Source organism: Haloferax namakaokahaiae (assembly GCF_042663225.1).
GTDB lineage: Archaea > Halobacteriota > Halobacteria > Halobacteriales > Haloferacaceae > Haloferax > Haloferax namakaokahaiae.
In genome coordinates this window covers 752,949-779,233 of the sequence record NZ_JBHTAA010000001.1, presented here as the reverse complement: position 1 = coordinate 779,233, position 26,285 = coordinate 752,949, and the positions used below count along the sequence as shown (strand labels likewise).

Below are 26,285 nucleotides of genomic sequence, written 5' to 3'. Positions count from 1 at the left end.
ACCTTCTCGTGACACACACCTCATCTTCGCATCGAAACTTCGCACTGTTCTCTCTCCTCGCCGTTCTCTGGGGCACCTCGTTCATGGCCATCGAGGTCGGGTTAGACGTTCTCCCACCGGCGCTCTTCGCCGCGCTCCGCTACGATATCGCCGGGGCAGTCCTCTTCGTCTACGGTCTCCTCGCGGCCGAAGACTGGCGACCCCGCGGCCGCGACGAGTGGGTCGTCGTCCTCGTCGGCGGCGCGCTCCTCATCGGGACGCACTTCACGCTCCTCTTCTCCGGCCAGCGCTACGTCACGAGCGGCGTCGCGGCCATCGTCCTGAGTCTCACACCCGTCCTCACGCCGGTGTTCGCGTGGTCGTTACTCCCCGAAGAGCGCCTCGACCTCACGGGGTTCGTCGGCGTCTTCTTGGGTCTCGTCGGCACCGTCGTCATCGCGCTCTCGTCGGGGTCGGTCGGCGGGCAACTCGTGGGTGTCGTCCTCCTGTTCCTCGCGGCAGTGGCGTGGGCGTTCGGTTCGGTGCTCGTCAAACGCCTGCCCGGCAACCCCCCTGTCGTCCCCATGCAGGCGTGGATGATGCTCCTCGGGTCGGGGATGCTCCACGCCGTCAGCCCCGCACTCGGCGAACCCGGTCTCGAATCGGTCGCGCGGTCGCCGCTCGTCGTCGCAGCGCTGCTGTTTCTCGCCGTCCTCTGTAGCGCCGTCGGCTTTCTCATCTACTTCGTCCTCCTCGACGAACTCGGCGCGGTGGAGATTAGCCTCGTCAACTACGCGGTTCCCGTCGTCGCCGCCATCAGCGGGTGGGCCTTCCTCGGCGAGCACGTCGGCCCGGCGACGATTACTGGCTTCGTGCTCATCCTCGTCGGGTTCGGCTTTATGAAGCGTGACGCGCTCGAACCGAGACTCGTCCGTCTCGGGATTCGGAGCGGTCTCGTCTCGCCGGAAGCCTCGAATCGGGGTCACGCCCCTGCGGACGACTGAGGCGAATTCGTATTTAAATGTACGCGGCGCTCGGGACCGAGTTATACTGAGAAGAGTCGTCACCGCGAGCGCGCTTACGCGCTCTCGTTCGTCGCGGCCGTCGTCGTCGCTTCGGTGGTAGTTGCCGTTTCGTTCGTCGTGGTCGTGGTCGTCTCGTTCGCGGTCGTCGTCTCGTCGGCCGCAGTCGTCGTTTCGGTGGCCGTCTCAGCAGCAGGAACCTCGTGTGTGGCGAGGACTTCCTCGTTTCCGGCGGCACCGACCCAGACGACTTCGACGGTCGAACCCACTTCCGCGGACGGGATTTCGACGTAGTTCCCGACCGAGATGGGGTACGACTGCGTCTCTTCGCTCTCATCGACCCACGTCAGGGCACGCTCGCCATCGACGGTGACGTACACTTCGGTCGTGGACTCGGCTTCGATTTCGTCGCCGCCCATGTGGACCGCGCGGAGGACGCCGCTCTCGGTGCGGAACACGATATCCGACTCCGGTGCCGGCGTCGGCTCGGGTGTCGTGGTCGTCGCTTCGGTTGTACTCTCGCCTTCGGACCCGGACGGAACAGAACCGCCAAGACAACCGGCGAGGAGGAGGGCACTCGCGCTCGTCGCGCTCTCGATGAACGTTCGTCGTTCCATGTCGCAAAATTTGCCACCCTGCGCATAAATGTCTTTTACTTTATGTTTTGTCCGTCGATAGCCTGTCCCACACTCACAATGTGCAGTGTCAGAAATCAGAATTTAGAGCAGGCCGAACTGGCCGAGGAACCAGAGCACGGCGAGCGTCGTCGTGATGCCGAGACCGAGAAGGAGCACCGTGATGACGACGACGGCACCGAGGAGGAACTTCCGGTCCGCCGCTTGTCGCTCCGCGGGGAGTTCGCCGTGCGACTCGATGAGTCGGACGTTCCGCGCGTTGGCTTTCCACACGGCGTCGAAGGCGTCGCCGACGACGGGAACCGCGCCGACGGTCGAATCGAGCAGGAGGTTCCCGAACATTCGAAGCAGCGTCTCGCGGGGCACGCCGCGCGTCGCCGCCTCGATGAGGATGTACGCGGAGAGCGCGGTACCCGTGGCGTCGCCGACGCCGGGGATGAGTCCCAAGAACGGGTCCAGCCCGATACGATAGTTCGTCCCGGGAATCTCGATCGCGTTGTCGAGGTAGAAACTGACCGTTCGGAGGCGTTTCATCACCTCGTCGTCTATCTCGTCGGCCGTCTCCTCGAAATCGACGATGACGGGTTCTCCCACGTCGTGACGTCTTCCGCTCGACATCACTGTTGACGAATCGTCCATCACACTACTCTGGCGCGGACTCTACTTGAGCGTGGCGTCGGGGGAACGAGACAGTCAGCGTCCGTTGACTGGTTTCGAAAAAATCAAGACCGCGTCGTCGCCTTCAGCGACCGACTTGCATCGCGCGCTCGACCACGTCTGCGCCGTAGCGCTCTTCCAGTTCTTCGTGTTGGTCCGGGCGGTTCTCGTACACGTCTTGGAAGAGACTAATCGGCGTCATCGCGGCCTGGTACGTCGCTTCGTCCCACATTCGGTCGGTCGAGATGTCGAACTCGGTCTGGCCGATTCGGAGCGTGGTCGAGCGCTCCATGGCGATGGCACCGCGACCCGCTTCCTTCGCGGCCTCGAACTCCTCCATGGAGTCCACGATGTCGTCCATGCTCGGGACGTACGAGGTCATCTTGAGGAGTTCTTCGTGTAACTCCTCGCCGGTGAGCGTCCGTGTCGTGCTTCCCACGAGGAGTTCGTAGTCGTCACCCAGTGCGTCGAGCGACACGTAGTCGCCATCGTAGACTTCGATGCCGTCTTCGGATTCGAGTTCGACTCGCTGGCCGTCCACGTCGAGGAGCCAACTCCCGGTCTTCGGTGGGAGCGGTGAGGTGTTCGCCTCCACGACCTGCCCCGGCGTCAGCGACCAGATGCCAATCATCCCCTTCGCCTGATTCTCGGTCATGCGCGTGCGGTAGCCCTCCACGTTTCGGATGTCGTCGTAGGGACCGTCCACGGCGATGAGACCGGCGGCGCTGGCCCCGCGAGAGGTGTTGTGCCGGAGTTCCGGCCACGGCGGGAGCGACCCCGTCGGCGTCATCGCTCGCATGTCCTTGGTGTAATCGACCTCGCCGTTCACGAGGAGGAACAACCGTTCGAGGTTGTTCGTGGGCTTGCCCATCTCGTCGCGGAGGCTCTCCATGGCGAGTTCGGCCTGCCCGCTTTCGATGATGACGGACATGGTGAGACTGCCCTCTTCGAGGCCGTGTTCGTTCTCGACGATGGTGAAGAACTCGTCGGCCTTCTTCCAGTCGTCGATGTCGCCGACCTCGGGGATGACGAAGCCGTCGATGTGCTCGACGGCACCGCCTTCGGGGTCGGTGATTTCGAGCATGTGTTGGAAGCCCCGATACCGGGCGCTTGGGCTATCGCGGTGCCAGACCACCCGCGGGTGAATCTCGCCGGGGAAGTCGGCACCGTCTTCGGAGACGACCTCAACGATGTTCCGGGCACCTTCGTCCCGCATCGACGGCGCGGTCGCGTCCTCGTTGTCTGGGACCCACACGTCCGGGGCCTGCATGCCGCGGAGTTGAATCGCTCGTCGGAGCATCTTGGCGGAGTCGTCTTCGCCCTCGACGGCCGTCGGCGAGGTGAAGAACGTCCGCACGAACTGTCTGCCGTGTCTTCGTTCAGTCATGTGTTATCAATTGCATTATCTTGGGTTAAGAATTGTCGTCGAAATGATGTTTTTGCGGACTGTCAGTCGTCGTTTTGACTCTGGATCGGCGCGTCGTTCTCTTCGGAGAAGCCCGCCGACTGTTCCATGCGACGACGCGCTTCGGGGTCGAACTGCGATTCGATGTCCTGGAAGCGCGAGACGAACGAGAGTTCGTGGTGGCTCTCGGTCTCGTGGCCGAGGTAGCGCTGTTCGAGGTCGAACTGTCCGCGCTCGTCCTCTTGGGCGAGCGTCTTGAAGTCCTCGTAGGCGGCGTGTGCACCCGAGTGCAGGCCGAAGAGGGTGATGAAGATGTACTCGTAGCCGAGGTCACCCAGTTCTTCGAACGTCAGCGGGTCCTCCTCTTGCGACCACGCGAACGACGACGAGTAGTTGAACGCGAGCGGGAGGTCCGGGTGCGTCTCGTGAATCGTCTCGGCGTAGTTGATGGCGTCTTCGCGGCTGGGGTCGGGCATCTCCGGCCAGACCATATCGACGCCGGCGTCGGCGTAGATGCGGCCGCGTTCGAGGTGTTCGTCCCAGTCGCCGTTCGCAGAGCCGTAGGCGTCGGTTCGGGCGATGATGAACGTGTCCTCGCTCTGCTTGGCATCGACGGCCGCCTCGAACCGCGAGCGGGCTTCTTCGCGCGAGACGATTTGCTTGCCCGCGATGTGGCCACAGCGCTTCGGCGAGGTCTGGTCCTCGATGTGAATCGCGCCGACGCCGACCTTCTCGTACTCGCGGACGGCCCGGCGGACGTTGTGGATGCCGCCGTAGCCGGTGTCGCAGTCGGCGATGACCGGTAGGTTGGTGGCTTCGACCATGCGCTTGGCGTTTTCGACCATCTCGGTCATCGTGACCATCTCGAGGTCGGGGAAGCCAAACTGTCCGAGAACGGTCGAGTAGCCGGACATGTAGACGGCGTCGTGACCGGCCATCTCTGCCAGTCGGGCGTCGAGGGCGTGGTAGATGCCGGGTGCGAACACGAAGTTCTGGGTGTCCAGCATCTCGCGGAAGGCGCGGCCGTTCGGGTTGTCGATATCGCGGGTGAAGACGTCGCTGTCGAGTTCTCGTGGATTCATTGGTTTTCGGTCTGCATCGCTCGTTCGATGCGGGTCAGTTGCAGTCGGAGGGCGGTCAGGTCGCGGCGAATCTGCTCGATGTCGTTCTCCTGCGTCGGTTGGTCGAGAAGCGGGACCAACGGCGCGTTCATGTTCTCCTCGTTGTTGGGGTACCTGCGCGGGCGAGGAGTTCGCGTCGGCGCGGGGGTCGTGGTCGGTCGGTCGGTACGGGTTCGGGTCGAGTCAGTTCGGTCTGTCATTGGATGTTCGGTGGTGTTCGTGGTCGATAGCGGTCGAAATCGGTCGATTCGGTGAGATGTGCTGCGGCGGATGCGTCGGATACTGCGGATACGGTCATGTGCTGAACCTCGATTGGGTTGTCTTCGAACTCGGAGATAAAGTTAATGAATAATAATGATAATATTCGTTAATGACTTATTTTGGCACACAGGTCTACTAGGTGGTTAAAATGACATGCTATTGCATGCCATGGTCGCGGTGTGCTACGCCCAACCACGCCATTCCGCGGACAGCACGCTTAATCGCGTCCACGTCTGACCGGCCACCAACGAATGGAATCTGCGATTGAGATACGCGACTTGACGAAGTCGTACGGCGAGGTCCACGCGCTCGACGGCATCGACCTCGACGTACCACAGGGGTCGTTCTTCGGACTCTTGGGACCCAACGGGGCAGGAAAGACGACGTTCATCAACATCCTCGTCGGACTCGTCCGGAAATCCGGCGGCGACGCGCGCGTCTTCGGCTACGACGTCGAAGACGACTACCGCGAGGCACGCGACGTCATCGGACTCGCCCCGCAGGAGCACAACGTAGACCGGTTCTTCCCGATTCACGAAATCTTGGTCCACAAGGCGGGCTACCACGGGATTCCCGAGAGCGAAGCCAAAGCACGCGCCGACGAGGTGCTCAAGCGGGTCGGCATCTACGACAAGCGCGACACGCGATTCGACTGGCTCTCTGGCGGGATGAAGCGCCGGTTCATGCTCGCGCGGGCGCTCATCACCGACCCCGACCTGCTCATCCTCGACGAACCCACCGCGGGCGTGGACGTGCAACTCCGCCACGAGCTGTGGGAGACCATCATCGACCTCAACGAACGCGGAACCACGATTCTCCTCACGACCCACTACATCGAGGAGGCCGAACGCCTCTGCGACGAGGTGGCCATCCTCGATTCGGGGCGCATCCTCGAAGTCGCCAGCCCCGACGAGTTGATGGACCGCGGCACCGACGACATCGTGATTCAACTCCGCGACGAACCGACTGCGGTTCCGGACTTCGCGGCCTCCGACGACCGCGTCGAAGCCGTCTCGCTCGACGGCACGCGCCTCGTCGTCACCGCCTCACAGGGCGGTCTCGTCGCTCCCGACGTGGTTCGCGCGCTCGACCGCGACGGCCACGAAATCGTGGACCTCGAAATCTCGCGCACGTCGCTCGAAGAGGTGTTCGTCGAGATGACCAGACAGGGCGAAGACCGCGCGACGATGGGGGTCGAACAGTGAGCCTCTCGAACCTCGACGTGACCGGGTTCTACTCTCTCTTGAAGCGCGAAGTCCTTCGATTCGTCCGTCGCCCGCGCAACACGTTCGTCCCGCCGTTTATCACGAACGTGCTGTACTTCTCGGTCTTCGGCGTCATCCTCGGCGAGCGCATCGACCAGATTGCGGGCGTCCCCTACATCCTCTTCATCCTCCCCGGTCTCATCGTCCTCGGGGCCGTCTCGAACGCCTTCGAGAACGCCTCGTTTTCCATCTTCCACGGCCGCTGGAACCGCTACATCGAGGAGGCGCTCACCTCGCCGCTCTCCTACACGTCGATGGTCGGCGCGTACGTCCTCTCCAGTGCGACCCGCGGGATTCTGGTGGGTGTGCTCGTCGCCATCATCGGGATGGTCTTTACCACCGTCGGCGTCGCCCAACCGTTCTATCTGGTCGCCTTCATGGTCGTCATCACGCTCCTGTTCGCGGGGTTCGGCGTCATCGGCGGTCTCTGGGCCGACGACTTCGACGACCTGACGATGATGAGCCAGTTCATCCTCCGGCCGCTGGTCTTCTTCGGCGGCGTCTTCTACTCGCTCAACGAGATTCCCGGTCTCTTCCGACAGGCCTCGCTCGCCAACCCGATGGTCTACATGGTCAACGGCGTCCGCTACGGATTCTTGGGTGTGAGCGAAGTCAACCCGAACACCTCGCTCGCCGTCCTCTCACTTCTGACGCTCGCCGTCGTCGCGGTCAATATCGTCCTGTTCCGCCGCGGCTACGGACTGACTGACTGACGGACTGACTGACTGACGGACTGACGGACTGACCGACTTCGCTGGTTATTTCGGCGCTGACTTCCATTCCACATTTGTCCCGTAGAACGGCTCACGACGCACTCTCTGGATTCCCGTCTGTTCGGTGCACATCGGGGATGTCGGAACAATAAAGATTCATCGTGCGACACTGAGAGTCGATGGTTCCGTTTGGTCGGCGACGGTTTCTCGGGCGAGTCGGTGCGACTGTCGCGGGGGTCGTCGGACTCGTTGGCACCACCAGCGCGTCGGCCGACTCTGACGCGTTCGACCCGACTCGTCACGCCTTCGGGTTTCCGAACTGGGCGGCCTCGGACGCGATGTTCGAAGAACACGACGACGTGAACGTCGATGCCAACTCGGTCGAAGCGATACTCGCCGAGACGTGGCCCGGTACCTTCGCGGAGTTCTTCGGTATGAAGTTCACGGACGTTCCGCAGTCGGTTCTGGCCCTCATCTCGCGCCAGATATCGGTCGCTGCCAATCAGATGTCCGCCGCGAACGGTCACTGCTACGGCATGACGTATTCGGCACAGCGGTACTTCGAGACACCACGTGACCTGCCAGCGGGTGTCGAATCGGCCGCCGACGTGACGAACCCGGAGATTCCGCTCGGGTCCGACGAGGGGCCGATTGGCGACCTCATCGACTACTACCAGCGCTCGCAACTGCTCAACGTCTACGCGTGGGCGGGCCGGCGACGCATGTACCGTCCCGAGACCATCGACTACGAGGCCGAACTCGCCGCCCTCATCGCCGTCATCGACGAGTTCGGAACCGCCGGTCTCACGCTCGTCGATATTGCGAACCACGTCTCCCATCAAGTTCTCATCTACGACTACACGAAGACGGCTGAGGGGACGAAACTCGCCGTCTACGACCCGAACTACCCGGCACCACAGTACCGAGAGAAACAGCGGACGTTTCTGGTTCGGCCGACCGAAGCGACACCAATCTCGAACTACGGTCCGTACGGAGCGTTCGTGTTCAATCGCTGGGACCGCGCGATTCGGGCGGGTGTGGATAACGCGATGCCGAACGACAGCGACTCCCACCAGCAGTTCGGCTACCTGTTGTCACGCGTCGTCCGCGTAACCGTCGATTCGCCCGCCGTCTCTCTCGCCGTCGTTGACCCCGACGGGAATCCGGTCGAACGAAACACCGCCGAGTACATGGACCGAGGACAAGCTGCGGTTTGGGCGACTCGATACCGATACGACGCGCCCGCTGGCGACTACCGAATCGCTATCGTCGGCAAGTCACCGGTCGAGTACCGCCTCGACGCCGAAGTCGCCGGACTCGACAGTGACGTGCTCACCCAAGCGCGCTCGGTCTCGGTGTCGCCGGGCGAAGTCCACGAGTACACGCTCCGAGTCCCCGAGGACGGCAGTCCGTCGCTCTCGCGGGATGGCAGCGGTCTCCTCGGGTCGGTCACGTCGCTGGACCCGACGAGTCTGGCGGTCGGCGTTGCGAGCGGCGCAGCGCTGGCGTATCTCCAAGCCCGCCGCTGACGCCTAGCCGTCTCCACCATCGGTCGCGGGTTCGGTTTCGATTACGTCTGCCGCTCTGAGACGGTCAACGAAACGTTGGAGCGCATCCGCCGAAATCGCGTCTGTGTCTCCCGCTTGGATGCCCCAGAGGGTCGCGTACAGGCCGCGCTGGGCCACCAGTTCGTCGTGCGTCCCCGACTCGACGACGCGGCCCTCGTCGAGGACGACGATGGTGTCTGCGTGGCGAATCGTCGAGAGGCGGTGGGCGATGACGAGCGTGGTCCGCCCCGAAGTGAGGCGGTCGAGTGCGCGCTGGATGAGGAGTTCCGTCTCGGTATCGACCGAACTCGTGGCTTCGTCGAGGACGAGAATCTCGGGGTCTTGGAGCATGGCGCGCGCGATGGAGAGTCGCTGGCGCTGGCCGCCCGAGAGTTTGATGCCGCGCTCGCCGATGCGGGTGTCGTAGCCGTCCGGAAGGCGCTCGATGAACTCGTGGGCCTCGGCGGCGCGGGCGGCCGCGACCATCTCGCTCTCTGTCGCGTCGAACGCCCCGTAGAGGACGTTCTCGCGGACGGTTCCGTCGAAGAGGTACACGTCTTGACTCACGTAGCCGATGGCGTCACGGAGGCTTCCGATGGCGACGTCGCGCACGTCGTGGCCATCGACGCGGACCGCACCGTCGGTGACCTCGTAGAGTCTGAGGAGGAGTTTCGCGGCGGTCGATTTCCCCGCGCCCGTCGGGCCGACCAGGGCGACCGTCTCGCCGGGGTCGGCGACGAACGAGACCGATTCGAGGACCGGGCGTCCTGCCCCGTAGGCGAACGACACGTGGTCGAACTCGACGCGGCCCTCGACTGTATCGAGGACGACTGCGTCTGGGCCGTCGGTGACGCGGACTTCTCTGTCGGCGAGACCGAAGATGCGCTCGCCCGAGGCGCGGGCGTTCTCGTAGGCGTTGACGATTCGACCGGCACCCGAGAGCGGGTCGATGAATCGCTGGGTCATAAAGAGGAACGTGACGAACTCGCCGACGAGGAGCGGGCCGGTGAAGGGCCACGGCGGGCCGAAGATGAGCCACACGCCGCCGATGGCGAACGTCGCGGCGAAGGCGACACCGGCGAGGAGTTCCATCGTCGGTTGGTAGACGTAGTCGAGGCGGATGACGGCGAGCGCCCGGTCGTAGTAGTCCATCGAGGCGTCGGCGACGCGTTCGCGCTCGTATGCTTCGGTCGTGGAGGCTTTGATGACCTCCATCCCGGCGACGTTGTTCTCGATGCGCGTGTTGAGCGCGCCGACGCTCTCGCGGACGGCGCGATACATGGGTCGAATCGTGCGCATGAACCAGACGGTAAAGGCGGTGAGTAGGGGGACGGCGACGAGCGTCACGACCGCGAGTTGGGCGTTCAGATAGACGAGCACGCCCGCGATGCCGACCACGGAGACGACGAGTTGTAACCCTCCGGAGAGGGTGCTGTCGAGGAACGTTCGGAGGTTGCGCACGTCGCTGTTGAGAATCGAGAGAATCTCGCCGGTCTGCTTGTCGTCGAAGAAGGCCATATCGAGACGCTGCATCGCTTCGTAGGTATCGACGCGGACGTCGTGCTGGACGCGATTCGAGTAGACGGCGAGTCCGAGACCCTGCACCCACGAGAGACCGACGCCGGCGACGAACGCGGCGATGACGACGAAAAAGCTCAGCCAGAACTGTGCCGTCACGGTGTCGGGAATAAACGCCTCTGGGACGAGCGGAAGCCGGTAGGCCGTATTCTGGAAGAACACCGCGTCGATGGCGACGCCGAGGACGAGCGCTGGTACGACGGCGACCAGTCGTCCGAGGACGCTCGCGGTCAGGCCGACGACGAACCACGGGAGGTTCTCACCACCGTATTCGGAGAAGAGGCGGACCATCGGGTCGCGCCCGGATTGCTGGCTCACTTACCCGAGGTAAGCGTCCAGACGATATGACGTGTGCGGTCGTCTCACACGCCGAGTGAACAGCCCTAAGACCCTCTCGGGGTGAGTGACTCTATGCGCCAATTCATCGTCCTCGGCCACGACGCGCCGACGACAGCCGAGTTCTCGCTCGACGACATCGCGGGCGGGGCCGGCCGCCTCGACGTGCTCTGCCGCTGTGTCAACTCCGCGTTCTTCCTCTCGCACGACATCCGCAAAGACGTGCGCGTCCACCTCGTCCTCGGCGACGAGTACACCGTCCAGTTCGAAGGTTCCGAGTTGCGTCGGCTGAACCCCGACGAGCGTTCGACTGCGGCATTGATTCGCGCCGCCCTCGACAAGCGCGACGAGGCAATCGGCCACATGCCCGCCGAGTCGTCGCCCGGCGTTTCGATTCGACGGATGGGATTCGAGGCGGTTCTGGAGGAGGCCGCTCGGGATTCGACCGTCGTCGAACTGCACGAAGACGGCGACCCGGTCGTGGACGTGGAGCCGCCGGAGAATCCACTGTTCGTCCTCTCGGACCACAACGATTTCTCGGATGAAGAGGCGGAGCTACTGGCCGAGGCGGCGAGCGAGCGCGTTCGACTCGGGCCGGAGATTCTCCACGCCGACCACTCGATTACGGTGGCGCACAACTACCTCGATACAGCGGGCTATTCGTCGTACTGAACCGTGCTATCTACCCTGTCAGTCTCGATTAATCACAACTGTTAAAGCCGACGACGGCTTGCTCTCACAATGCGGGCCGGTGGGGTAGCTTGGTATCCTTCGGCCTTCGGGTGGCCGTAACCTCAGTTCGAATCTGAGCCGGCCCATATTTCTCCCCACCTTTCACTGACCACGAGCGACAGCGAGTGGTCCGAAAGGTGGTGGAGATATCACCCGGCGAGGATTCGAATCAAGGAACGAACGCAGTGAGTGACTGTGGTTCGAATCTGAGCCGTTCCCGCGAACATAGTGAGCGAGTGCTTGTGACGAACGAAGTGAAGTCACAGTGGCCCATTTCTACCCCTTTCCACACACTACGAGCACCGCGTAGCGTGTGCGAGTTCTGCTAAAGCGGTTGTATGGGCTGACCGAAGATTCGAATCAGGGAGCAACTCGCAGAGTTGCGACCGAGGTTCACGCGAGCGGAGCGAGCGTGAATACGTGAGACGTTCGTCTCACGAAATTCGAATCTGAGCCGTTCCCGCGAACGGAGTGAGCGGGTGCTTGTGACTCGTTCTACCCGGACAGATTCAGCGTTGGGTAACCCGGTCCAGTCGAATCCCGAAGAACGTGACACGAATGGTGTGCTGGAGAGTGGGGGAGGTATTCTGAGGGGCACCATCTACTCGTGAGATATATCTCGGTCGGTGTGAAAAAGATTCAAATCCTGTCAAATCATCTATAAATGCGTGATGGAACGATACGTCGATGGATTCGTCATGCCGATTTCGAACGAGAAGGTGGATGCGTACCGTGAGATGGCCACCGAGGCCGGAGAACTCTGGGTCAAACACGGCGCACTCCAGTATTTTGAGGGGGTCGGCGACGACATGGAGCCCGATATGGGGGAGATGTCGATGGTGACGTTCCCACAGCTCACCGAAACCGGAGACGACGAGACGGTCGTGTTCTCGTTCATCGTGTTCGAGTCGCGGGAACACCGCGACGAGGTTAACGCGAAAGTGATGGAAGATCCGGCGATGGACCCCGAGAACTACGAAGAGGAGATGCCCTTCGACATGGAGCGCATGGCCTACGGCGGTTTCAAATCTATTGTCAGCTACGAAGCCTGACGAGAGAGTAATCGAGGATGGGTCGGTCGCTGCCTCGGGGCGAGTACCGATTCAGCTGCTGCTAGTGGAATATCCACGACTGGTGGTTTTGTGAGAGACGCACACTGAGAACTGTTTGCAGGTCCTTTTCACCGGGGAGCGCTGCCGCTCACCGACCAATTACACCTAAAATGAAAACATCGTTCTGCCACTTGCGTGGCGTACTAAACTGATTTAAAGTCGCGTGAGGTTAGTCGCGCGAGGGCCCTTGGGGGCCTGTTCGATATCGAATTCCACTTCCGTTCCCTCTTCGAGGTCCGGGCCGCCGATGTCTTCCATGTGGAAGAACACGTCGTCGTCCGCATCGTCCGTCGAGATGAAACCGTAGCCGCCTGTGTCGTTGAAGAAATCAACGTTACCTTTCGCCATTGCTTCTGAACAAAACGCCCCTTTACGGATAAGCCTTGTGAGGGTCGTCCTACCATGGGGCAGTATTTTTTGAAATTCAATTTCCAATTCCAAAGATTAGTAGACGCTCGTTGCTGATTCTGGCGCAATCCTCGCCTACGCCGACGACTTCGGTTGCTCTGCGACAGAATCCTGTGGAATCGGAAGTTATCGAACCCCGATTCGGCGCTGTCGCTCCGACGACGCTTTAGGTGTGGGTCACCCGTCTCGAAACCTTGTGAATGCGAACGACGTTCGCCGAGCGTGGGCCGACCGGTCCGGAGAGTTCTCACCCGAATACTACGCCTACTACGGCCCGAACGACACGAGCGAGGCGATTCGCCGGGTGCTCGACGACCACCTCGACCCAACCGACGCGGTGCTCGAACTCGGCTGCGGCCCGGGGCGACACCTTTCGCACCTCCACGACCACGGGTTCGAGAACCTCCACGGCATCGACATCAACGAGGAGTCGTTCGCGGTCATGGAAGAGGCGTATCCCGACCTGTACGACGCGGGGACGTTCTACGCCGACGCCATCGAAACTGCGGTCGAGCGATTCGACGACGGCGAGTTCGACGCCATCTACTCGGTGGAGACGCTCCAGCACATCCACCCCGACGACGAGTGGGTGTTCGCACCCCTCGCGCGGGCGACGAGCGACGTGCTCGTCACCATCGAAAACGAGGGAGAAGACGGCGCGATTCACCCCCAGACTGGCATCGGTGTGAACGACACGGAGTACGACTTTCCGCTCTACTACCGCGATTGGAACGACGTGTTCACGCAGTGTGGACTGACCGAAATCGCCACGGACCGCGCGAAGAAAGACACGATTCGGGTGTTTCGGCAGTCGGCGTAGTCCAACACCGGAGTGCGATGCATTACGGGTCTTCGGTGAGGCTCACGGCGGCAGAATCACAGCGCGCCCCTCTATTTCGCCGTGTTCGAGGTGTTCTGCGACCGTGTTTATCTCGTCGAGTTCGTAGCGCGAGGTTCGCAGGTCTACGTCGCCGCGTTGGACGAGTGCGACGAGTTCCTGCAACTCGGTGTACTTGCCGACGAGCGTTCCGCGATAGGCGAACTCGCCGTTGACGAGCGCCTGCGAGGGTTCGTGGATGTGGCCGCCGTAGCCGATGATGTGGTGGTCGCCGCCGGCGGCGACGATGTCGGGAGCGAGACTGGTGGTCGCATCTTGGCCGACGAAGTCGAGCACTTGCTGTGCGCCAACGTCGTCGGTGATGGCGGCGATTTCGTCGGCGACGTTCTCCGATTCGGGGTTGATGGTGTGGTGGGCGCCGAGGCTGGCGGCGAGGGTCCGGGCGTCTTCTTTCAGGTCGATAGCGGTAATCTCGGCGGCGCTCATGGCGTCGAGACACTGCAACCCGATGTGTCCCAGCCCCCCGATTCCGATGACGACGGCGTGGTCGCCGGGGTTGAGTTCGCGGACGGCCTTCTTCGCGGCGTGATAGGCGGTGATTCCGGCGTCGGCGTGGGGTGCCATGTCCATCGGGTCCACGCCGTCGGGGAGCGGAATCACAGCGCGGTCGTTCGTGAGCAGATACTCGGCGAATCCGCCGTCGGCGTTCAACCCGGGGAATTTCGCGTTCTCGCAGTACATGTCCTCGCCGAGACGGCAGGCGCGACAGGTTCCGCAGGTGACGTGTGGATGGCAGATTACCGTGTCGCCTTCGGAGACGACTTCGACGTCCGGGCCGACTTCGACCACGGTGCCGGCGTTCTCGTGGCCGAGCGTCATCGGAAGCGGTTGGGCGACGTAGTCGGTCCACATCCCTTCGACGATGTGGTTGTCCGTCTGGCACCAGCCGGCACCGTCGATTTCGACGACGACGCCGTTCGGTTTTTCGACGGACGGTTTGTCCACCTCGTCTAGCGAGAGCGCTCGACTCATGTCCTCCGTGTACTCGTGGAGTCTGGCAGCGAGCATAGGCACAAAAAATGTTGTTTTAAAGACACAAAACTCCTTTTCGCACTCGGACTGACAGTCTGAAATCCGACACCGATTCGGCGGCACCGATATCGCTCCCAGAGGAGTAGGAGTGGTATGTCCGACCCCGATGTGTATCCGATGCCGCTGTTCGTCCAACTCGCCGTCTCGAACGTCGGCGAGTCAGTCGCGTGGTACAGCGCACTCGGTTTCGAGACCATCTACGAGATGCCGACGATGGCACACGTTCGACGCGAGAAGTACGCGGACGTCATGCTCGTTGCGGACCGCGGCATCGACGCAGACAGGCGTGGCGCTGGTGTTCGAACCTACGTCACCGTCGAGCGCGACGAACTCGACGATATCGCGGCGCGGGCGAGCGAGCAGGTGGGCGAGACCATCGACCCGGAACCGACGGCGTGGAACACCCGGGAGGTCAGCGTCACCGACCCCGATGGGTACGAACTCGTCTTCTCGGCCGTCGTCGATGCCGACCGGACGTTCGCGGACGTGATGGGTGAGGAAACGCCGTGATAGGGGAGCGCAAAACGGCGTGATAGATGAGAAGAAACGGTGTGAGTCACGCCGGAACCCGGCTTAAGCCGGTGCGGCCGTCGCCGTCTCGGCGTGCCATTTGAGCGCTTCGTTCATCGATTCGTAGTCGCGTTCGGGGTCGGCAGTCGTCACGAGCGAATCGAGCACGCCGCGACTCGTCTCGTAGTTCAGGAACCGCGTTCGGTCGCCAGCGAACGGTTCGAGTTCGAACGTATGACGACCGGTGAAAACGAGGGGAGAGACGAGCGTGCCGACCCACTCCAACTTTCGGCCGGGAATCAGTTCGGTGACGGTGACCGTCATCGACCGGTCCTTTACTCCCTCACGCCGGATGTCGAGTTTCAGCTTCGAGCCAACACGGAGGTCGTCCTCTGAAGTCACCTTCACGAGGTGTGGATTCCACGCCGGATACGACGAGAAGTCGGTTAGAACTGCCCACACCACTGCTGGCGGCGCGTTGATCATCCGCTCGGTTCGAATCTCAGGCATAGTCGAGATACGCAACACACTCAGATAAAGCGGTGTTACGGTTCGATGTCGTTCGCACCACGTCGCTTAATCTTCCGCGTCCCCTCGCCTCGACAATGACTGACGGGCTTTCGTTCGATATCGCCGACGCCGACGACGTGGCCGCCAACCGCGACGAAGTCGTCGCGGCGGTCCAATCTCACGCGGGGCAAATCGCCCGCTCGCTCGCAATCTTGCAGGGCGGCGATTACGGCTCCGAGACGTTCAAAACGAGGCAGGGAAAGTGGACGCTCAAGTACGAGGCAGGCGACTTGCAGTACCTTCGGTTCAAGGGCAAATCCGGCGGTGGCGACATCTACGTCGTCTCGACGAAACAACCGCCCGAACCGACGGCGCTCGCGGCGGCGATGGTCGATTACGAGGCGTTCGTCGAGGCGTTCAACGAGCACGTCGAATCGCTCGACGGCGTCTTCGACGACATCCCCACCGACTTTCCCGACGTGGAGACCACCGAATCTGTGGTCGCCGAGCGTGACCGAATCCTCGGCACGATTCGTGACGTGGCAAACCGCATCGCAGGGGAACTCAACCGCTACGACGGCGAGTACGGCACGTTCGCCCAGCGAGTCGGCGGAACCCGCTGGGAGTTGAAGTGGGACGGCGCGCAAGCGTCGTATCTCCGCGTCGGCGGCGAGGGCGGCGTCTACCTTCTCTCGCAGTACGAACCCCCGGCAGCACCCGACGTGCGCGAACTCGCGGGCGACTTCGGCGAGTTCGTGGACTCGTACAACGAGTACGTCGAAGAACTGGAAGCCGACCTGCGGACGATTTCGTTCGACTGAGTCGCGTTTCAGTGCGCCATCTGACGGACGCTCTGTCTCACTTGTCGGCCACGCCGTCTCTCGTGCCTACGACACCACTCCCGACCGCGATACTTTTCCACCATCCTGCGCCACGTTCAGCCATGACCGACGATTCCGCCGACTCCGCCGCCCCCCGCGACGCGTCCGACCTCGCGTGGGAGACGACCGACACGCGCATCGACTACTCGTGTCCCGGGTTCGACGTTCGAATGGACGACGTGCGCCTCCCCGACGGCACGGAGACGGACTTTCACTTCGTGGACGAACCTCCGGCGGTCGTCATCCTCCCGTTCACCCCCGACGGCGACGTGGTCGTCATCGACGAGTGGCGACAGGCCGTCGGCCGAGTGAATCGTGGTCTCCCCGCAGGCGGCACCGAAGACCACGACACCGACCTCGCGGAGGCTGCTCGGCGCGAACTCGCCGAAGAGACGGGCTACGAGGCCGGCGGAATCGAACCGCTCGTGACGGTCGAACCCGCGAACGGCTTCGCCAACTCGGTTCACCACTACTTCGTCGCTACCGGCTGTACCCCCGACAGCGACCAGAATTTGGACTTCAACGAGAGCATTCGCCCGACGACGGTCGCATACGACGAGTTGCGAGCGGACGTGCTCGCCGGCGAGGTTCGAGACGGTCGCACCGTCACGGGGCTGTTGTACTACGAACTCGCCGACCAGTAACTCGCGGTGACCGCCGGGTTCGGACGGTGGAAGGCGAGAAACATTTTGACTGCGGCGTTCGTAGGACTCCGCGTGGAATCTACGAAGAACCTCCTCGGCTCAGCGTGGTCGCTCCTCGCCGGTCTCCTCCTCGGCGTCGGCGGTCTCATCTTCGGGTCGGTACTGGTCCTCGCCGCACAGTTGGTCGCCGTGGGTGTCGGGTTCGAACTCACGCCGCTGGCGACGATTACCCTCTCGCTCATCTTGTTGCAAGGAATCGCCTTCGGCGGCGTCGCGCTCGCGTACAGCACGGTTCGCGGTCTCGACTTCGACTACTTCGGCATTCGACTCCCGACGTTCCGCGACTTGATTGCGGCCGTCCTCGGCTACGTGACCGCCATCGGCGTCCTCATCGTCAGCGCAATCGTCGTCACGGCACTCAGCGTCGAACCCGGGTCGAATCAAGTGAGCGAAATCGCAACGCAGGACCCGAACGTCCTCTTGCTCTTGATTCCGGCGTCGTTCCTCCTCATCGGTCCCGGCGAGGAACTCCTCTTCCGCGGCGTCGTCCAGAACCGCATCCGCGAGTCGTTCGGCGTCGTTCCCGGTATCGCCCTCGCCAGCGCCATCTTCGCGGCGATTCACTACGTCGCGCTCACCGGCGGCGCGGGCGGCCGCCTCATCACGATTACCATCCTCTTTTTCCCGAGTGTCGTCTTCGGGACGGCCTACGAACTCACCGACAACCTCGCCATTCCGGCACTCATCCACGGGGCGTACAACGCGACGCTGTTCTCGCTCGCCTACATCGCGTTCCGCTTTATGGAGATGAACCCGAACGGAACGCCCGCCGGATTGCTGTTCTAACTGCGAGCGGTCGCCGTCTTTCGACTCTCGTCGTCGGGGCGGACTCACACTGAGGCTTCAACTGTCACAGACATTCTGCCGGACCGAACGATGTCGAAGTTGATGCCCGTATCCCGCGTACTGATGGTATGGCAACGAGAGCCATGAATCCAGAAATCGAGACACGCGAGGGCTTCACCGTCGTCGGTATCCCGCACCGTGCGAGTCCGCAGAGCGACTTCGCCGCCATTTGGGACGAGTTCGGCCAGCGCGTGCACGAGTACGATGGGTCTCCTATCGAAGAGGCCGCCTACGCCGTCGGATACGACTACAACGACGAGATAGACGAGTTCACCTATCTGACCGGGATGCGAACCGACCCCGACCCGGAGGTTCCCGACGGATGGGAAGCAATCGACGTGCCGCCGCAGACCTACGCCGTCTTCACGACGACGATGGCCGAGGCGGGCGAAGCGATGGTCCAAATCTATCAAGAGTGGCTCCCGGTCTCCGAGTACTCGCGCGGTATGGGACCCGAGTTCGAATACTACGACGAGGCTTTCGACGCGACAGACCCGGATTCGACCTTTACCGTTCACGTTCCCATCACGTCGGCCAAGTGAGACCAAGCCCCGTGGCGAACTTGCGGGGCGGTCGAGCACCCGGCTCGCGTCTCGCCTCTGTGCCCCGAACAGCTATCCCGTCTCGACATCGAACTGTCAGTATGTCCGCCTCCGTTTTCGACTCGCTCCGCGACCTGTACGACCCCGACCCGAGAGCGATGGTGGTGGTCTTCCTCGGGTCCCTCTTCTGTTCGTACGTCTTGCTGACTACTCCCTTCGAGAGCCAAAGCCCGTACTACAGGTTCGCGCTCGCGGCCAACCTCTTCGCGTTTCTCGTGTCGTCGTCGTCTCTCGCGTTCGACTGGCTCAGGTAGCCGAACCCCTCCCGAAGGGCTCTCCGGCCTCCGCTCCCGAGCGACTCTCCGCCCGCGAACGCAACTCTTACCGCCGCGCTCGGGGAACGCCAATCCATGCGCGACCACTTCGAAATCCGTGACGGGGACCTCGCCGGCCGAATCGGCCGCTTGGAGGTTCCCCGCGCGGGTGTCACCGTCGAGACGCCGGCGCTCTTGCCGGTCGTCAACCCGAACATCGACACGGTTCCGCCGTCGAAGTTGGAATCAGAATTCGGCGCGGAGATTCTCATCACCAACTCCTACATCATCAAGAAGAACAGCCACCTCGAAAAAGAGGCACTCGACGTGGGTCTCCACGAGATGCTCGACTTCCACGGCGCTATCATGACCGACTCGGGGTCGTTCCAACTCGCCGAGTACGGCGATATCGACACGACGACCGAAGAGATTCTCCAGTTCCAGTACGACATCGGCACCGACATCGCCACGCCCGTGGACATCCCGACGCCGCCGGACGCCGACCGCGAAGACGCCGAGTCGGACCTCGAAATCACGAAACAGGCGCTCGCCGACGCCGAGGCAATCGACACGGGCGACATGCTCGTCAACGCGCCCGTGCAGGGTTCGACCTACCCCGACCTCCGCGAGGAGGCCGCCCGGCACGCCTACGACACCGACCTCGACGTGTTCCCCGTCGGCGCGGTCGTGCCGATGATGAACGACTACCGCTACGACGACATGGTGGATGCCATCGCCGGTGCGAAGCGCGGCCTCGGCGTCGATGCGCCCGTCCACCTCTTCGGTGCGGGCCATCCGATGATGCTCGCGCTCGCCGTGGCGATGGGCTGTGACCTGTTTGACTCCGCCGCTTACGCCCTCTACGCCCGCGACGGCCGCTATCTCACGGTCCGCGGTACCGAACACCTCGAAGACCTCGACTACCTGCCGTGTACCTGCCCGGTCTGTTCCGAGCACTCGCCGGACGACCTGCGCGCGATGGGGAGCAAAACACAGGAGAAACGACTGGCCGAGCACAACCTCTACGTCACGTTCGCCGAACTCCGTCGCATCAAGCAGGCAATCCGCGACGGCAACCTGATGGAACTGGTCGAAGAGCGCGCTCGCTCGCACCCGACGATGCTCGACGGCTACCGCGCGATGCTCGACCACGTGGCCCAACTCGAACGCGAGGACCCCGCCTCGAAAGGCGCGTTCTTCTACGTCTCGAACGAGAGTTCGTATCGCCCCGAGGTCGCACGCCACCACGACCGATTGGACCGGCTCAGTGCGGAAGGCACCATCCTCCTCACCGAAGGCGGCAAACCATCGGGCGACGAGTACGACGAGGCGTGGCGCGTCGTCCCGCCGTTCGGTCCCTTCCCCCGAGCCTTGTCCGAAACCTATCCGCTCACCGCCGAGGTGCCGAAACGCCTCGACCGAGACGCCTACGAACAGGCCGCACGGGGTGTCGCTCGGTTGGTCAGAGAGAACCCCGACGTGGACTTCACGCTCGCCCACGACGACTGGCCCGCGTCGGCGCTGGCGCTCGTCCCCGAATCGGTCGAAACCGAGCCGCTCTCGACGGTGACCGAGACGCTGGCGGCACGCGCGGACCCGCTGGGTTCAGACGACGCGGCCAGCGACGAGTAGAACGACACCGACGACCAATTTCTGGTTCGAAACGCGAAACGGCACGGCCCGGGCAACGAAATTACTATCCGCCGGACGGGAGAGCGTTCAGTATATCCATGGTCAGTCTCAGAAGGGGTCGCCGATGGTAGCCGACTCACTCGGTATCTTCGGCTCGAACCCGGTCGTCAACGGACTCGTCGGCGGCATCGTGATTGCTGGGTTCAACCTGCTGGGCGCGTCGCTCGTGTTCGTGTGGCGCAATCCCTCAGAGCGCGCACTCAACGGTGCACTCGGGTTCGCGGCGGGCGTGATGCTGGCCGCGAGTTTCACGAGTCTCATCATCCCTGGTATCGAGACCTATTCGGGTGGAAACCCGATTCCGGTTCTCTTGGGTGTCGCCCTCGGCGCGCTCTTTTTGGACCGCTCCGACATCCTCGTACCGCACGCCCACTACCTGCTCACCGGCCGCCGCCGCACAGATGCCGCCAACCCGAGTCAGTCGGTCGGCGTCGATGACGAACGCCTCACCGGCGTCATCCTGTTCATCCTCGCCATCACGCTCCACAACATGCCCGAGGGACTCGCCGTCGGCGTCGGGTTCGGCAGCGGCGACCTCTCGGCGGCGATTCCGCTGATGCTCGCTATCGGCATCCAGAACATCCCCGAAGGTCTCGCGGTGTCGGTGGCCGCCATCAACGCCGGGTTGGACAAGCGCTTCTACGCCGCTTTCACCGGGATTCGCTCCGGTCTCGTCGAGATTCCGCTGGCGGTCCTCGGGGCGTACGCCGTCGTCACCATCTCGGCGTTGCTCCCATACGCGATGGGCTTCGCCGCGGGCGCGATGCTCTTCGTCATCAGCGACGAAATCATCCCCGAGACGCACACGAAGGGGTACGAACGGGTTGCGACTCTCGGAACGATTTTCGGCGCAATCGTGATGCTCTATCTGGATATCTCGCTCGGCTAAGTTCCGAACACTGTTCGAAGAGCGGTCGAGCGCTTTTCGCTCCGGGACGACGGTATCAGAGTCGGTGAAATTCAGGTTATTGTTGTCAAGTCGGGCGATGAGACCGTCTCGTCGGCGTCCTGTCTCGCTACGTCGTCTCGTGGTTCTTTAAGGTGTTCCAACGTGTCACGTGATACGATGGAGGCAGTGCTGTGGTACGTGCTCACCGGGACCCGCGGCGGTGAGAATCGGGTTCGCATCCTTCGCGCCCTCGAGGCACAGCCACGCAACGCCAACCAACTCGCAGAAGCGCTCGACCTCGACTACAAGACGGTTCGGCACCACCTCGACGTGCTCATGGAGAACGACGTCGTCCAGCGCAGTGGCGACGACTACGGGGCAGTGTACCTCCCGTCGGGCCGGTGCCGGGCGAACTGGGAGACGGTCGAGACGATTATACAACGGATGGACCAATGATGGCACGATTTGGGGAGAGATTTGGGAAAGCGTATATGAACCCCTCGGGGAAAGGGACATACGAATGAGTATCTGGGTCGATATCGCCACGGTCGCAACCGCGGCTAACGTGGTTATCCTCCTCGCCCTCTCGGTCATCTGGGCGCGGAACTATCTGACCTTCCGGTCTAAACACGCCATCGGACTGCTCATCTTCGGTGTGTTCCTCCTCGCGGAGAACGCGCTGGCGTTCTACATGTACATCGTTGACCCGACGCTGTCGGTGTGGTTCAGCACCGCTGTTCCGGCTATCGCGTGGCGTCTGATGATGCTGCTCCACGTCTTGGAGACGGTCGGGCTCGGCTTCTTGGCGTGGATTACGATGGACTGAAAACTACTTCGGCTTTCGTTCGAGCGTCGGATGGTCGGAGATGTAGACGCTGGTGTGGTCCGGGATGTCTTCGGTGACCCACGAGTTCGCACCGATGCTCACGTGGTCGCCGATGGAGACGGCACCCAACACTTTGCTCCCCGCGCCGATGACGACGCTATCGCCGATATCGGGGTGACGCTTGTATCCTTTCTTGAGCATGTGCTCTTCGTCTTCCTGTTCTTCGAAGTGGAGCGCGCCGAGGGTGACGTTCTGGTAGATTCGTGCCCAGTCGCCGATGGTCGTCGTCTCGCCGATGACGACGCCCGTGCCGTGGTCGATGAAGAAGTAGTCGCCGATGGTCGCGCCGGGATGGATGTCGATGCCCGTCTCCGTCTTTGCGTACTCGGTCAGTTCGCGGGCGTACTCCGACGCGCCTTCCTCGTAGAGGGCGTGGGCGACGCGCTGGATGACGATAGCCTGCACGCCGGGGTACGAGCGGATTATTTCGATGTAGCTTCGGGCCGCCGGGTCGCCTTTGAACGCGGCTTCGACGTCTTTCTTCAGGGTGCTCCGAATCTCGGGGAGTTTGGCGAGGACGGTATCGACCGTCTGCGTCGGATTCTCGTCGCCGTAGGGGGCGATGCCGTCGTAAAAGAGCGCTCCCAACTCGGCGACGGCCGTCTTGAGCGCGTCTTCGTCGTCAACGTAGGGGCCGGCGTTCCAGCAGCGCGGAAAGAGCAGTCGCTTGAGCAGGTCGATGTCGTCGCGGAGGTGGCCTCGCGGTGGGAATCGAGGCGACATATCCGCCGGAAACGGTGCTTCGTCGTCGTGATACGACGCCCGAAGGTCGAGGTGTACGTCGGCGGCGTAAGTGTACGACATTCTTAGCGTAGTTGTGGACGACTGTGTATTTATGCTCGTTCTCTTCGGCCCGAGGCGTCTGACGCCCGGTATTCGACGCGACTCGTCGTGACTACATATTAATAATAATTTATCAATATATTCTTGTTGATAAGACCGTTGAAGCGGCAATAAAGATTATTTCGGCTTTTCGTGAGTACCTAGCTGTGAAAATTCGTGTCACAGGGTGACGTAGTTCAGGGACGACTGTTCCGATTATACGAGCGGTACGTGGGTGAACCGGATTCTAATAAGGACGTCTACGGGTACTGGCTGTTCGTGGTGGGGTACCTCGTGAGTTTCGCGGGCATTGCAATCTTCCTCACCGGCTTGCCGAACACCGGGAGCGGCGGCGTCAACGTGTTCTGGTGGCGTATCTCGGTGACGCTGTCGGCCGTCGGCCTGCCGCTCGCTATGCTCGGAATCGTCCTGCTCTTGCCGGTTCGCTGGCGAGCAGTACAGGTGACGCTCGTCGGGACGGGAATCTCACTGGTGGGCGTTCTCGTCTTCGAGTGGGCCTACCCACAGAACTGGCGGATGGGGGCGAACTACACGAGCGAAATCGTCGCAATCTACACGGTCGGTATCGCCATCATCGCGGGCGTCGCCGTGTTGGTCCCGGTGGTGACCGGCAAACAGGGGATGTTCGTCGAAGACGAGCTATTGAACTTGGCGGACCAACCGCCCGTCTTGGTCGGCGATGCGACCACGGGGACGCTGTTCAGCGTGTTCCGTGCGCCCGACAAGACGTGGACGTGGCGGGCGATTCAGCAGGACGCCGTCGCCGACAGCACGCGAACGACCGGTAGCCGTGCCACGGCGCGCGAATCGGTCGAAGAGGTCCGCGCGCTCGTGGGCCAAGCCGGTCTCCTCGAAATCACGACGGCGGCGTTCCGACTGTACGAGAACGACGGCGAGTGGCGCTGGGTGTTGATGCAAGAAGACGGCGGGGTCGTCGCCGAGAGCGGCACCGTCTACAGTGAACGCGACGGCGTCGAGGACTCGGTGAGCTTCACGAAAGACACCGGGCCGACCGCTCCAATCATCGAAATCGACGGCGCGGCGGTCGATTACTTCCGTCGCGGCGAGGAGTGGCACTGGCGCATCATCGACGAGGACAGACAGCCGATGGCGCGAGACGTCGAAGCCTACGACGACCGGGAGTCGGCTACGTCTGCGGTCGAGACCATCCAATCGATGGTCCCGGACGCACGGGTGCTTGCGCTGAACGCCATCGGCGCGGAACTGTACGAGGACGACGACGAGTGGCGCTGGCGCATCGTCGATGCCGACGACCAAGAACTGGCGACCAGCGGGACGACGTTCGGCGAGCGCAGACTCGCCGAAGCGTCGGTTGACAACCTGCTGGCCGGCGTCGGCAACGCGACGGTCATCCAACAGGGCCGCGCGGGGTTCGAAGTCTTCCCGCAGGGTAACTCGTGGGATTGGCGACTCGTCGATGCCGGCGAAGAGCTCGTCGCGCAGAGCCACACCGTCGCCAGCGACTCCCAGACGCTCGTGAACCGCGCCAAAGAGATTGCCGCGACGGCCGCGGACGCCGACGTGGTCTCTATCGAGGGTGCCGACTACGAAATCTACCCCGGTCAGGACGGCTGGCACTGGCGTTTCGTCACCGCCGACCGGACGGTCATCGCCGACCGCGAGGGCGGCTACGAGACCGCCGACGAGGCCCGCGAAGTCATCGAGACGGTTCGCGCACAGGCTTCCGAAGCCGACCTCTTGGAGTTCGAGACGGCCGCGTTCCAGCAGTACAAGACCGAAGACGAACAGTGGCGCTGGCGACTCATCGACCAGGGCGGGACCGTCCTGGCCGACAGCGGCGAGGCCTACGAGTCGAAAGCCGGTGCCGGACAGGCGATGCAGACGCTCAAGGAGAAGGCACCGGACGCCGAAATCCTCGAAATCGAGACGGCGGCGTTCGAACTCGTCAGCACCGACGACGGCCGTTGGCGCTGGCGACTCATCGACGAGGGCGGCAACCTCATCGCCGAGGGGTCGTCCAACCACCCGAGTCGGCAGGCCGCCAAGCAGGCGATGGACCTGTTGCTCGACCTCTCGCCCGGTGCGAACGTCCGCGAGATGGCCGACCCGGTGTTCCAACTCTACACCGACGCCGGCGACTGGGCGTGGCGCTACGTCACCGTCGGGAACGAAATCGTCGCCGACGGCGTCGAACGCTCCGGCACCCGCGACGACGCCGCCGCGCACGTCAAGTCGGTCAGGAAAGCCGCGGTGGACGCTCCGTGCGACGTCTTCGAGACCTACGCTATCGAACTGGCCGACGACGACACGTGGTCGTGGCGCATCTTCGATACCGCCCGCGACGTGGTCGCCAACGGAACGAAGACCTACGACGACCGGTCGGCCGCGACCGACGATATCGAGAACCTGCGTTCGAACGCGGACAAAGCGCCCATCTTCGAAATCGACTCGGCCGCGATTCGGCTCACGCACCACGCCGACGGCGTCGGCTGGGTGCTCATCGACAGAGCGCGCAACACGTACGCACAGAGCAACGGTCGATACGACACGCGAGCGGGGGCCTTGGAAGCAATCGAGCGCCTCAAAGAACTCACGCCCGACGCACACGCGGTCAACTTCGAGGACGCCGGCTTCGAACTGTTCGAGCGGCCTGACGGCTGGCGCTGGCGGCTGCTCGACGAAGACGAGCACGTCGTTGCGACCGGCAAGACGCCGTTCGAGACGCAGGACGAAGCGCGCGACCGAATCGACGCGGTCCGGGAGTTCGTCGCCACCGCGAGCGTCCTCGAAATCGACGACCCGACGTTCGAACTCAACTACCAGGGCGACGGCTGGATTTGGCGACTCGTCGATGGCAACGGCAACTCGCTGGCCCAGAGCATCGAGGTGTACGGCACTCGGCAGGAAGCACGGAGTGCGATGCAGACCTTGAAAGAACAGGCTCCCGATGGTCACGTGACGGTCGCACAGTAGTCGCCGATTGGT

28 protein-coding genes and 1 tRNA gene are annotated in these 26,285 nt (G+C 62.8%); 19 read left to right on the top strand and 10 right to left on the bottom strand.

The window, feature by feature from the left end:
* Window positions 1-8: 8 nt before the first annotated feature.
* Complete coding sequence (locus ACFQJC_RS04200; RefSeq protein ID WP_390221997.1) at window positions 9-983, top strand: DMT family transporter; 975 nt, start codon at window positions 9-11, stop codon at window positions 981-983.
* Between the two features lie 74 nt (window positions 984-1,057).
* Here ACFQJC_RS04200 and ACFQJC_RS04195 read toward each other — a convergent pair whose 3' ends face one another.
* The 5 genes from ACFQJC_RS04195 to ACFQJC_RS04175 form a co-directional block, all read right to left on the bottom strand.
* The gene (locus tag ACFQJC_RS04195; RefSeq protein ID WP_390221996.1) at window positions 1,058-1,618 is read right to left on the bottom strand and encodes a hypothetical protein; all 561 of its coding nucleotides are present in this window, start codon (window positions 1,616-1,618) and stop codon (window positions 1,058-1,060) included.
* A gap of 102 nt (window positions 1,619-1,720) precedes the next feature.
* Window positions 1,721-2,275, bottom strand: a complete 555-nt coding sequence (locus tag ACFQJC_RS04190; RefSeq protein ID WP_390221995.1) for a DUF4112 domain-containing protein — start codon at window positions 2,273-2,275, stop codon at window positions 1,721-1,723.
* A gap of 103 nt (window positions 2,276-2,378) precedes the next feature.
* Complete coding sequence (aceB, locus tag ACFQJC_RS04185) at window positions 2,379-3,680, bottom strand: malate synthase AceB (RefSeq protein ID WP_390221994.1); 1,302 nt, start codon at window positions 3,678-3,680, stop codon at window positions 2,379-2,381.
* Window positions 3,681-3,742: 62 nt separating this feature from the next.
* The gene (gene aceA / locus ACFQJC_RS04180) at window positions 3,743-4,780 is read right to left on the bottom strand and encodes an isocitrate lyase (RefSeq protein WP_390221993.1); all 1,038 of its coding nucleotides are present in this window, start codon (window positions 4,778-4,780) and stop codon (window positions 3,743-3,745) included.
* On the bottom strand, window positions 4,777-5,019 hold the full coding sequence (locus ACFQJC_RS04175) for a hypothetical protein (RefSeq protein ID WP_390221992.1): 243 nt from the start codon (window positions 5,017-5,019) through the stop codon (window positions 4,777-4,779). Before ACFQJC_RS04175 ends, aceA begins: the two co-directional genes overlap by 4 nt.
* 312 nt (window positions 5,020-5,331) lie before the next feature.
* Here ACFQJC_RS04175 and ACFQJC_RS04170 point away from each other — a divergent pair, with 312 nt between their 5' ends.
* The 3 genes from ACFQJC_RS04170 (at window position 5,332) to ACFQJC_RS04160 (ending at window position 8,587) form a co-directional block, all read left to right on the top strand.
* Complete coding sequence (locus ACFQJC_RS04170) at window positions 5,332-6,285, top strand: ABC transporter ATP-binding protein (protein ID WP_390221991.1); 954 nt, start codon at window positions 5,332-5,334, stop codon at window positions 6,283-6,285.
* Window positions 6,282-7,058, top strand: a complete 777-nt coding sequence (locus ACFQJC_RS04165) for an ABC transporter permease (RefSeq protein ID WP_390221990.1) — start codon at window positions 6,282-6,284, stop codon at window positions 7,056-7,058. The genes ACFQJC_RS04170 and ACFQJC_RS04165 overlap by 4 nt, the downstream gene beginning before the upstream one ends.
* 179 nt (window positions 7,059-7,237) lie before the next feature.
* Complete coding sequence (locus tag ACFQJC_RS04160) at window positions 7,238-8,587, top strand: hypothetical protein (protein WP_390221989.1); 1,350 nt, start codon at window positions 7,238-7,240, stop codon at window positions 8,585-8,587.
* A 3-nt stretch (window positions 8,588-8,590) separates the two neighbouring features.
* Here ACFQJC_RS04160 and ACFQJC_RS04155 read toward each other — a convergent pair whose 3' ends face one another.
* Entirely contained in the window at window positions 8,591-10,474 is a 1,884-nt protein-coding gene (locus ACFQJC_RS04155; protein ID WP_390222332.1) for an ABC transporter ATP-binding protein, read from the bottom strand.
* Between the two features lie 120 nt (window positions 10,475-10,594).
* Here ACFQJC_RS04155 and trmY point away from each other — a divergent pair, with 120 nt between their 5' ends.
* The 3 genes from trmY (at window position 10,595) to ACFQJC_RS04140 (ending at window position 12,303) form a co-directional block, all read left to right on the top strand.
* The gene (trmY, locus tag ACFQJC_RS04150; RefSeq protein WP_390221988.1) at window positions 10,595-11,191 is read left to right on the top strand and encodes a tRNA (pseudouridine(54)-N(1))-methyltransferase TrmY; all 597 of its coding nucleotides are present in this window, start codon (window positions 10,595-10,597) and stop codon (window positions 11,189-11,191) included.
* 73 nt (window positions 11,192-11,264) lie between these two features.
* Window positions 11,265-11,337 (top strand) — tRNA-Pro (locus ACFQJC_RS04145).
* Between the two features lie 585 nt (window positions 11,338-11,922).
* Window positions 11,923-12,303 (top strand): DUF1428 domain-containing protein, encoded by a 381-nt coding sequence (locus ACFQJC_RS04140; protein WP_390222331.1) that lies wholly within the window; start codon window positions 11,923-11,925, stop codon window positions 12,301-12,303.
* Between the two features lie 213 nt (window positions 12,304-12,516).
* On the opposite strand, the gene ACFQJC_RS04135 is transcribed toward ACFQJC_RS04140, so the two are convergent.
* Entirely contained in the window at window positions 12,517-12,711 is a 195-nt protein-coding gene (locus ACFQJC_RS04135) for a cold-shock protein (RefSeq protein WP_390221987.1), read from the bottom strand.
* A gap of 256 nt (window positions 12,712-12,967) precedes the next feature.
* Here ACFQJC_RS04135 and ACFQJC_RS04130 point away from each other — a divergent pair, with 256 nt between their 5' ends.
* Window positions 12,968-13,591 carry a class I SAM-dependent methyltransferase gene (locus ACFQJC_RS04130; protein ID WP_390221986.1) on the top strand — a complete coding sequence of 208 codons (624 nt, stop codon included), beginning with the start codon at window positions 12,968-12,970 and terminating at the stop codon, window positions 13,589-13,591.
* Window positions 13,592-13,633: 42 nt separating this feature from the next.
* Here the strand turns inward: ACFQJC_RS04130 and ACFQJC_RS04125 are convergent, their stop codons facing one another.
* A complete protein-coding gene (locus ACFQJC_RS04125; RefSeq protein ID WP_390221985.1) occupies window positions 13,634-14,677 on the bottom strand; it encodes an NAD(P)-dependent alcohol dehydrogenase in 1,044 nt (347 codons plus the stop codon).
* 117 nt (window positions 14,678-14,794) lie between these two features.
* On the opposite strand from ACFQJC_RS04125, the gene ACFQJC_RS04120 reads away from it, so the two are divergent.
* On the top strand, window positions 14,795-15,211 hold the full coding sequence (locus tag ACFQJC_RS04120) for a VOC family protein (RefSeq protein ID WP_390221984.1): 417 nt from the start codon (window positions 14,795-14,797) through the stop codon (window positions 15,209-15,211).
* Between the two features lie 63 nt (window positions 15,212-15,274).
* Here ACFQJC_RS04120 and ACFQJC_RS04115 read toward each other — a convergent pair whose 3' ends face one another.
* Entirely contained in the window at window positions 15,275-15,721 is a 447-nt protein-coding gene (locus ACFQJC_RS04115) for an SRPBCC domain-containing protein (protein WP_390221983.1), read from the bottom strand.
* A 95-nt stretch (window positions 15,722-15,816) separates the two neighbouring features.
* On the opposite strand from ACFQJC_RS04115, the gene ACFQJC_RS04110 reads away from it, so the two are divergent.
* The 9 genes from ACFQJC_RS04110 (at window position 15,817) to ACFQJC_RS04070 (ending at window position 22,415) form a co-directional block, all read left to right on the top strand.
* Window positions 15,817-16,542 carry a hypothetical protein gene (locus ACFQJC_RS04110; RefSeq protein WP_390221982.1) on the top strand — a complete coding sequence of 242 codons (726 nt, stop codon included), beginning with the start codon at window positions 15,817-15,819 and terminating at the stop codon, window positions 16,540-16,542.
* 122 nt (window positions 16,543-16,664) lie between these two features.
* A complete protein-coding gene (locus ACFQJC_RS04105; protein WP_390221981.1) occupies window positions 16,665-17,246 on the top strand; it encodes an NUDIX hydrolase in 582 nt (193 codons plus the stop codon).
* A 72-nt stretch (window positions 17,247-17,318) separates the two neighbouring features.
* Window positions 17,319-18,092 carry a CPBP family intramembrane glutamic endopeptidase gene (locus ACFQJC_RS04100; RefSeq protein ID WP_390221980.1) on the top strand — a complete coding sequence of 258 codons (774 nt, stop codon included), beginning with the start codon at window positions 17,319-17,321 and terminating at the stop codon, window positions 18,090-18,092.
* A gap of 128 nt (window positions 18,093-18,220) precedes the next feature.
* A complete protein-coding gene (locus ACFQJC_RS04095; RefSeq protein ID WP_390221979.1) occupies window positions 18,221-18,694 on the top strand; it encodes a GyrI-like domain-containing protein in 474 nt (157 codons plus the stop codon).
* A 101-nt stretch (window positions 18,695-18,795) separates the two neighbouring features.
* Complete coding sequence (locus ACFQJC_RS04090; RefSeq protein ID WP_390221978.1) at window positions 18,796-19,008, top strand: hypothetical protein; 213 nt, start codon at window positions 18,796-18,798, stop codon at window positions 19,006-19,008.
* Between the two features lie 96 nt (window positions 19,009-19,104).
* Window positions 19,105-20,640 carry a tRNA guanosine(15) transglycosylase TgtA gene (gene tgtA / locus ACFQJC_RS04085; RefSeq protein WP_390221977.1) on the top strand — a complete coding sequence of 512 codons (1,536 nt, stop codon included), beginning with the start codon at window positions 19,105-19,107 and terminating at the stop codon, window positions 20,638-20,640.
* Window positions 20,641-20,764: 124 nt separating this feature from the next.
* Window positions 20,765-21,589: a ZIP family metal transporter gene (locus tag ACFQJC_RS04080; RefSeq protein ID WP_390221976.1), complete on the top strand. Its 825-nt coding sequence runs from the start codon at window positions 20,765-20,767 to the stop codon at window positions 21,587-21,589.
* 177 nt (window positions 21,590-21,766) lie between these two features.
* Entirely contained in the window at window positions 21,767-22,045 is a 279-nt protein-coding gene (locus ACFQJC_RS04075) for a winged helix-turn-helix domain-containing protein (protein ID WP_390222330.1), read from the top strand.
* Window positions 22,046-22,109: 64 nt separating this feature from the next.
* A complete protein-coding gene (locus ACFQJC_RS04070; RefSeq protein ID WP_390221975.1) occupies window positions 22,110-22,415 on the top strand; it encodes a DUF8036 family membrane protein in 306 nt (101 codons plus the stop codon).
* Between the two features lie 3 nt (window positions 22,416-22,418).
* Here ACFQJC_RS04070 and epsC read toward each other — a convergent pair whose 3' ends face one another.
* On the bottom strand, window positions 22,419-23,279 hold the full coding sequence (gene epsC, locus ACFQJC_RS04065) for a serine O-acetyltransferase EpsC (RefSeq protein WP_390221974.1): 861 nt from the start codon (window positions 23,277-23,279) through the stop codon (window positions 22,419-22,421).
* Window positions 23,280-23,474: 195 nt separating this feature from the next.
* Between epsC and ACFQJC_RS04060 the strand changes: the two genes are divergently transcribed.
* Window positions 23,475-26,273 (top strand): DUF1508 domain-containing protein, encoded by a 2,799-nt coding sequence (locus ACFQJC_RS04060; protein ID WP_465261338.1) that lies wholly within the window; start codon window positions 23,475-23,477, stop codon window positions 26,271-26,273.
* The last annotated feature ends 12 nt before the right edge of the window (window positions 26,274-26,285 follow it).

Bases quoted from the DNA above. Each gene is read 5' to 3' on its own strand.
- tgtA (WP_390221977.1), top strand. From the start codon at position 19,105: ATGCGCGACCACTTCGAAATCCGTGACGGGGACCTCGCCGGCCGAATC.
- ACFQJC_RS04175 (WP_390221992.1), bottom strand. From the start codon at position 5,019: ATGACAGACCGAACTGACTCGACCCGAACCCGTACCGACCGACCGACC.
- ACFQJC_RS04170 (WP_390221991.1), top strand. From the start codon at position 5,332: ATGGAATCTGCGATTGAGATACGCGACTTGACGAAGTCGTACGGCGAG.
- ACFQJC_RS04115 (WP_390221983.1), bottom strand. From the start codon at position 15,721: ATGCCTGAGATTCGAACCGAGCGGATGATCAACGCGCCGCCAGCAGTG.
- ACFQJC_RS04125 (WP_390221985.1), bottom strand. From the start codon at position 14,677: ATGCTCGCTGCCAGACTCCACGAGTACACGGAGGACATGAGTCGAGCG.
- ACFQJC_RS04190 (WP_390221995.1), bottom strand. From the start codon at position 2,275: ATGGACGATTCGTCAACAGTGATGTCGAGCGGAAGACGTCACGACGTG.
- ACFQJC_RS04070 (WP_390221975.1), top strand. From the start codon at position 22,110: ATGAGTATCTGGGTCGATATCGCCACGGTCGCAACCGCGGCTAACGTG.
- epsC (WP_390221974.1), bottom strand. From the start codon at position 23,279: ATGTCGTACACTTACGCCGCCGACGTACACCTCGACCTTCGGGCGTCG.
- ACFQJC_RS04075 (WP_390222330.1), top strand. From the start codon at position 21,767: ATGGAGGCAGTGCTGTGGTACGTGCTCACCGGGACCCGCGGCGGTGAG.
- trmY (WP_390221988.1), top strand. From the start codon at position 10,595: ATGCGCCAATTCATCGTCCTCGGCCACGACGCGCCGACGACAGCCGAG.
- aceA (WP_390221993.1), bottom strand. From the start codon at position 4,780: ATGAATCCACGAGAACTCGACAGCGACGTCTTCACCCGCGATATCGAC.
- ACFQJC_RS04160 (WP_390221989.1), top strand. From the start codon at position 7,238: ATGGTTCCGTTTGGTCGGCGACGGTTTCTCGGGCGAGTCGGTGCGACT.
- ACFQJC_RS04195 (WP_390221996.1), bottom strand. From the start codon at position 1,618: ATGGAACGACGAACGTTCATCGAGAGCGCGACGAGCGCGAGTGCCCTC.
- ACFQJC_RS04135 (WP_390221987.1), bottom strand. From the start codon at position 12,711: ATGGCGAAAGGTAACGTTGATTTCTTCAACGACACAGGCGGCTACGGT.
- ACFQJC_RS04110 (WP_390221982.1), top strand. From the start codon at position 15,817: ATGACTGACGGGCTTTCGTTCGATATCGCCGACGCCGACGACGTGGCC.
- ACFQJC_RS04155 (WP_390222332.1), bottom strand. From the start codon at position 10,474: ATGGTCCGCCTCTTCTCCGAATACGGTGGTGAGAACCTCCCGTGGTTC.
- ACFQJC_RS04105 (WP_390221981.1), top strand. From the start codon at position 16,665: ATGACCGACGATTCCGCCGACTCCGCCGCCCCCCGCGACGCGTCCGAC.
- ACFQJC_RS04095 (WP_390221979.1), top strand. From the start codon at position 18,221: ATGGCAACGAGAGCCATGAATCCAGAAATCGAGACACGCGAGGGCTTC.
- ACFQJC_RS04120 (WP_390221984.1), top strand. From the start codon at position 14,795: ATGTCCGACCCCGATGTGTATCCGATGCCGCTGTTCGTCCAACTCGCC.
- ACFQJC_RS04080 (WP_390221976.1), top strand. From the start codon at position 20,765: ATGGTAGCCGACTCACTCGGTATCTTCGGCTCGAACCCGGTCGTCAAC.
- ACFQJC_RS04140 (WP_390222331.1), top strand. From the start codon at position 11,923: ATGGAACGATACGTCGATGGATTCGTCATGCCGATTTCGAACGAGAAG.
- ACFQJC_RS04090 (WP_390221978.1), top strand. From the start codon at position 18,796: ATGTCCGCCTCCGTTTTCGACTCGCTCCGCGACCTGTACGACCCCGAC.
- aceB (WP_390221994.1), bottom strand. From the start codon at position 3,680: ATGACTGAACGAAGACACGGCAGACAGTTCGTGCGGACGTTCTTCACC.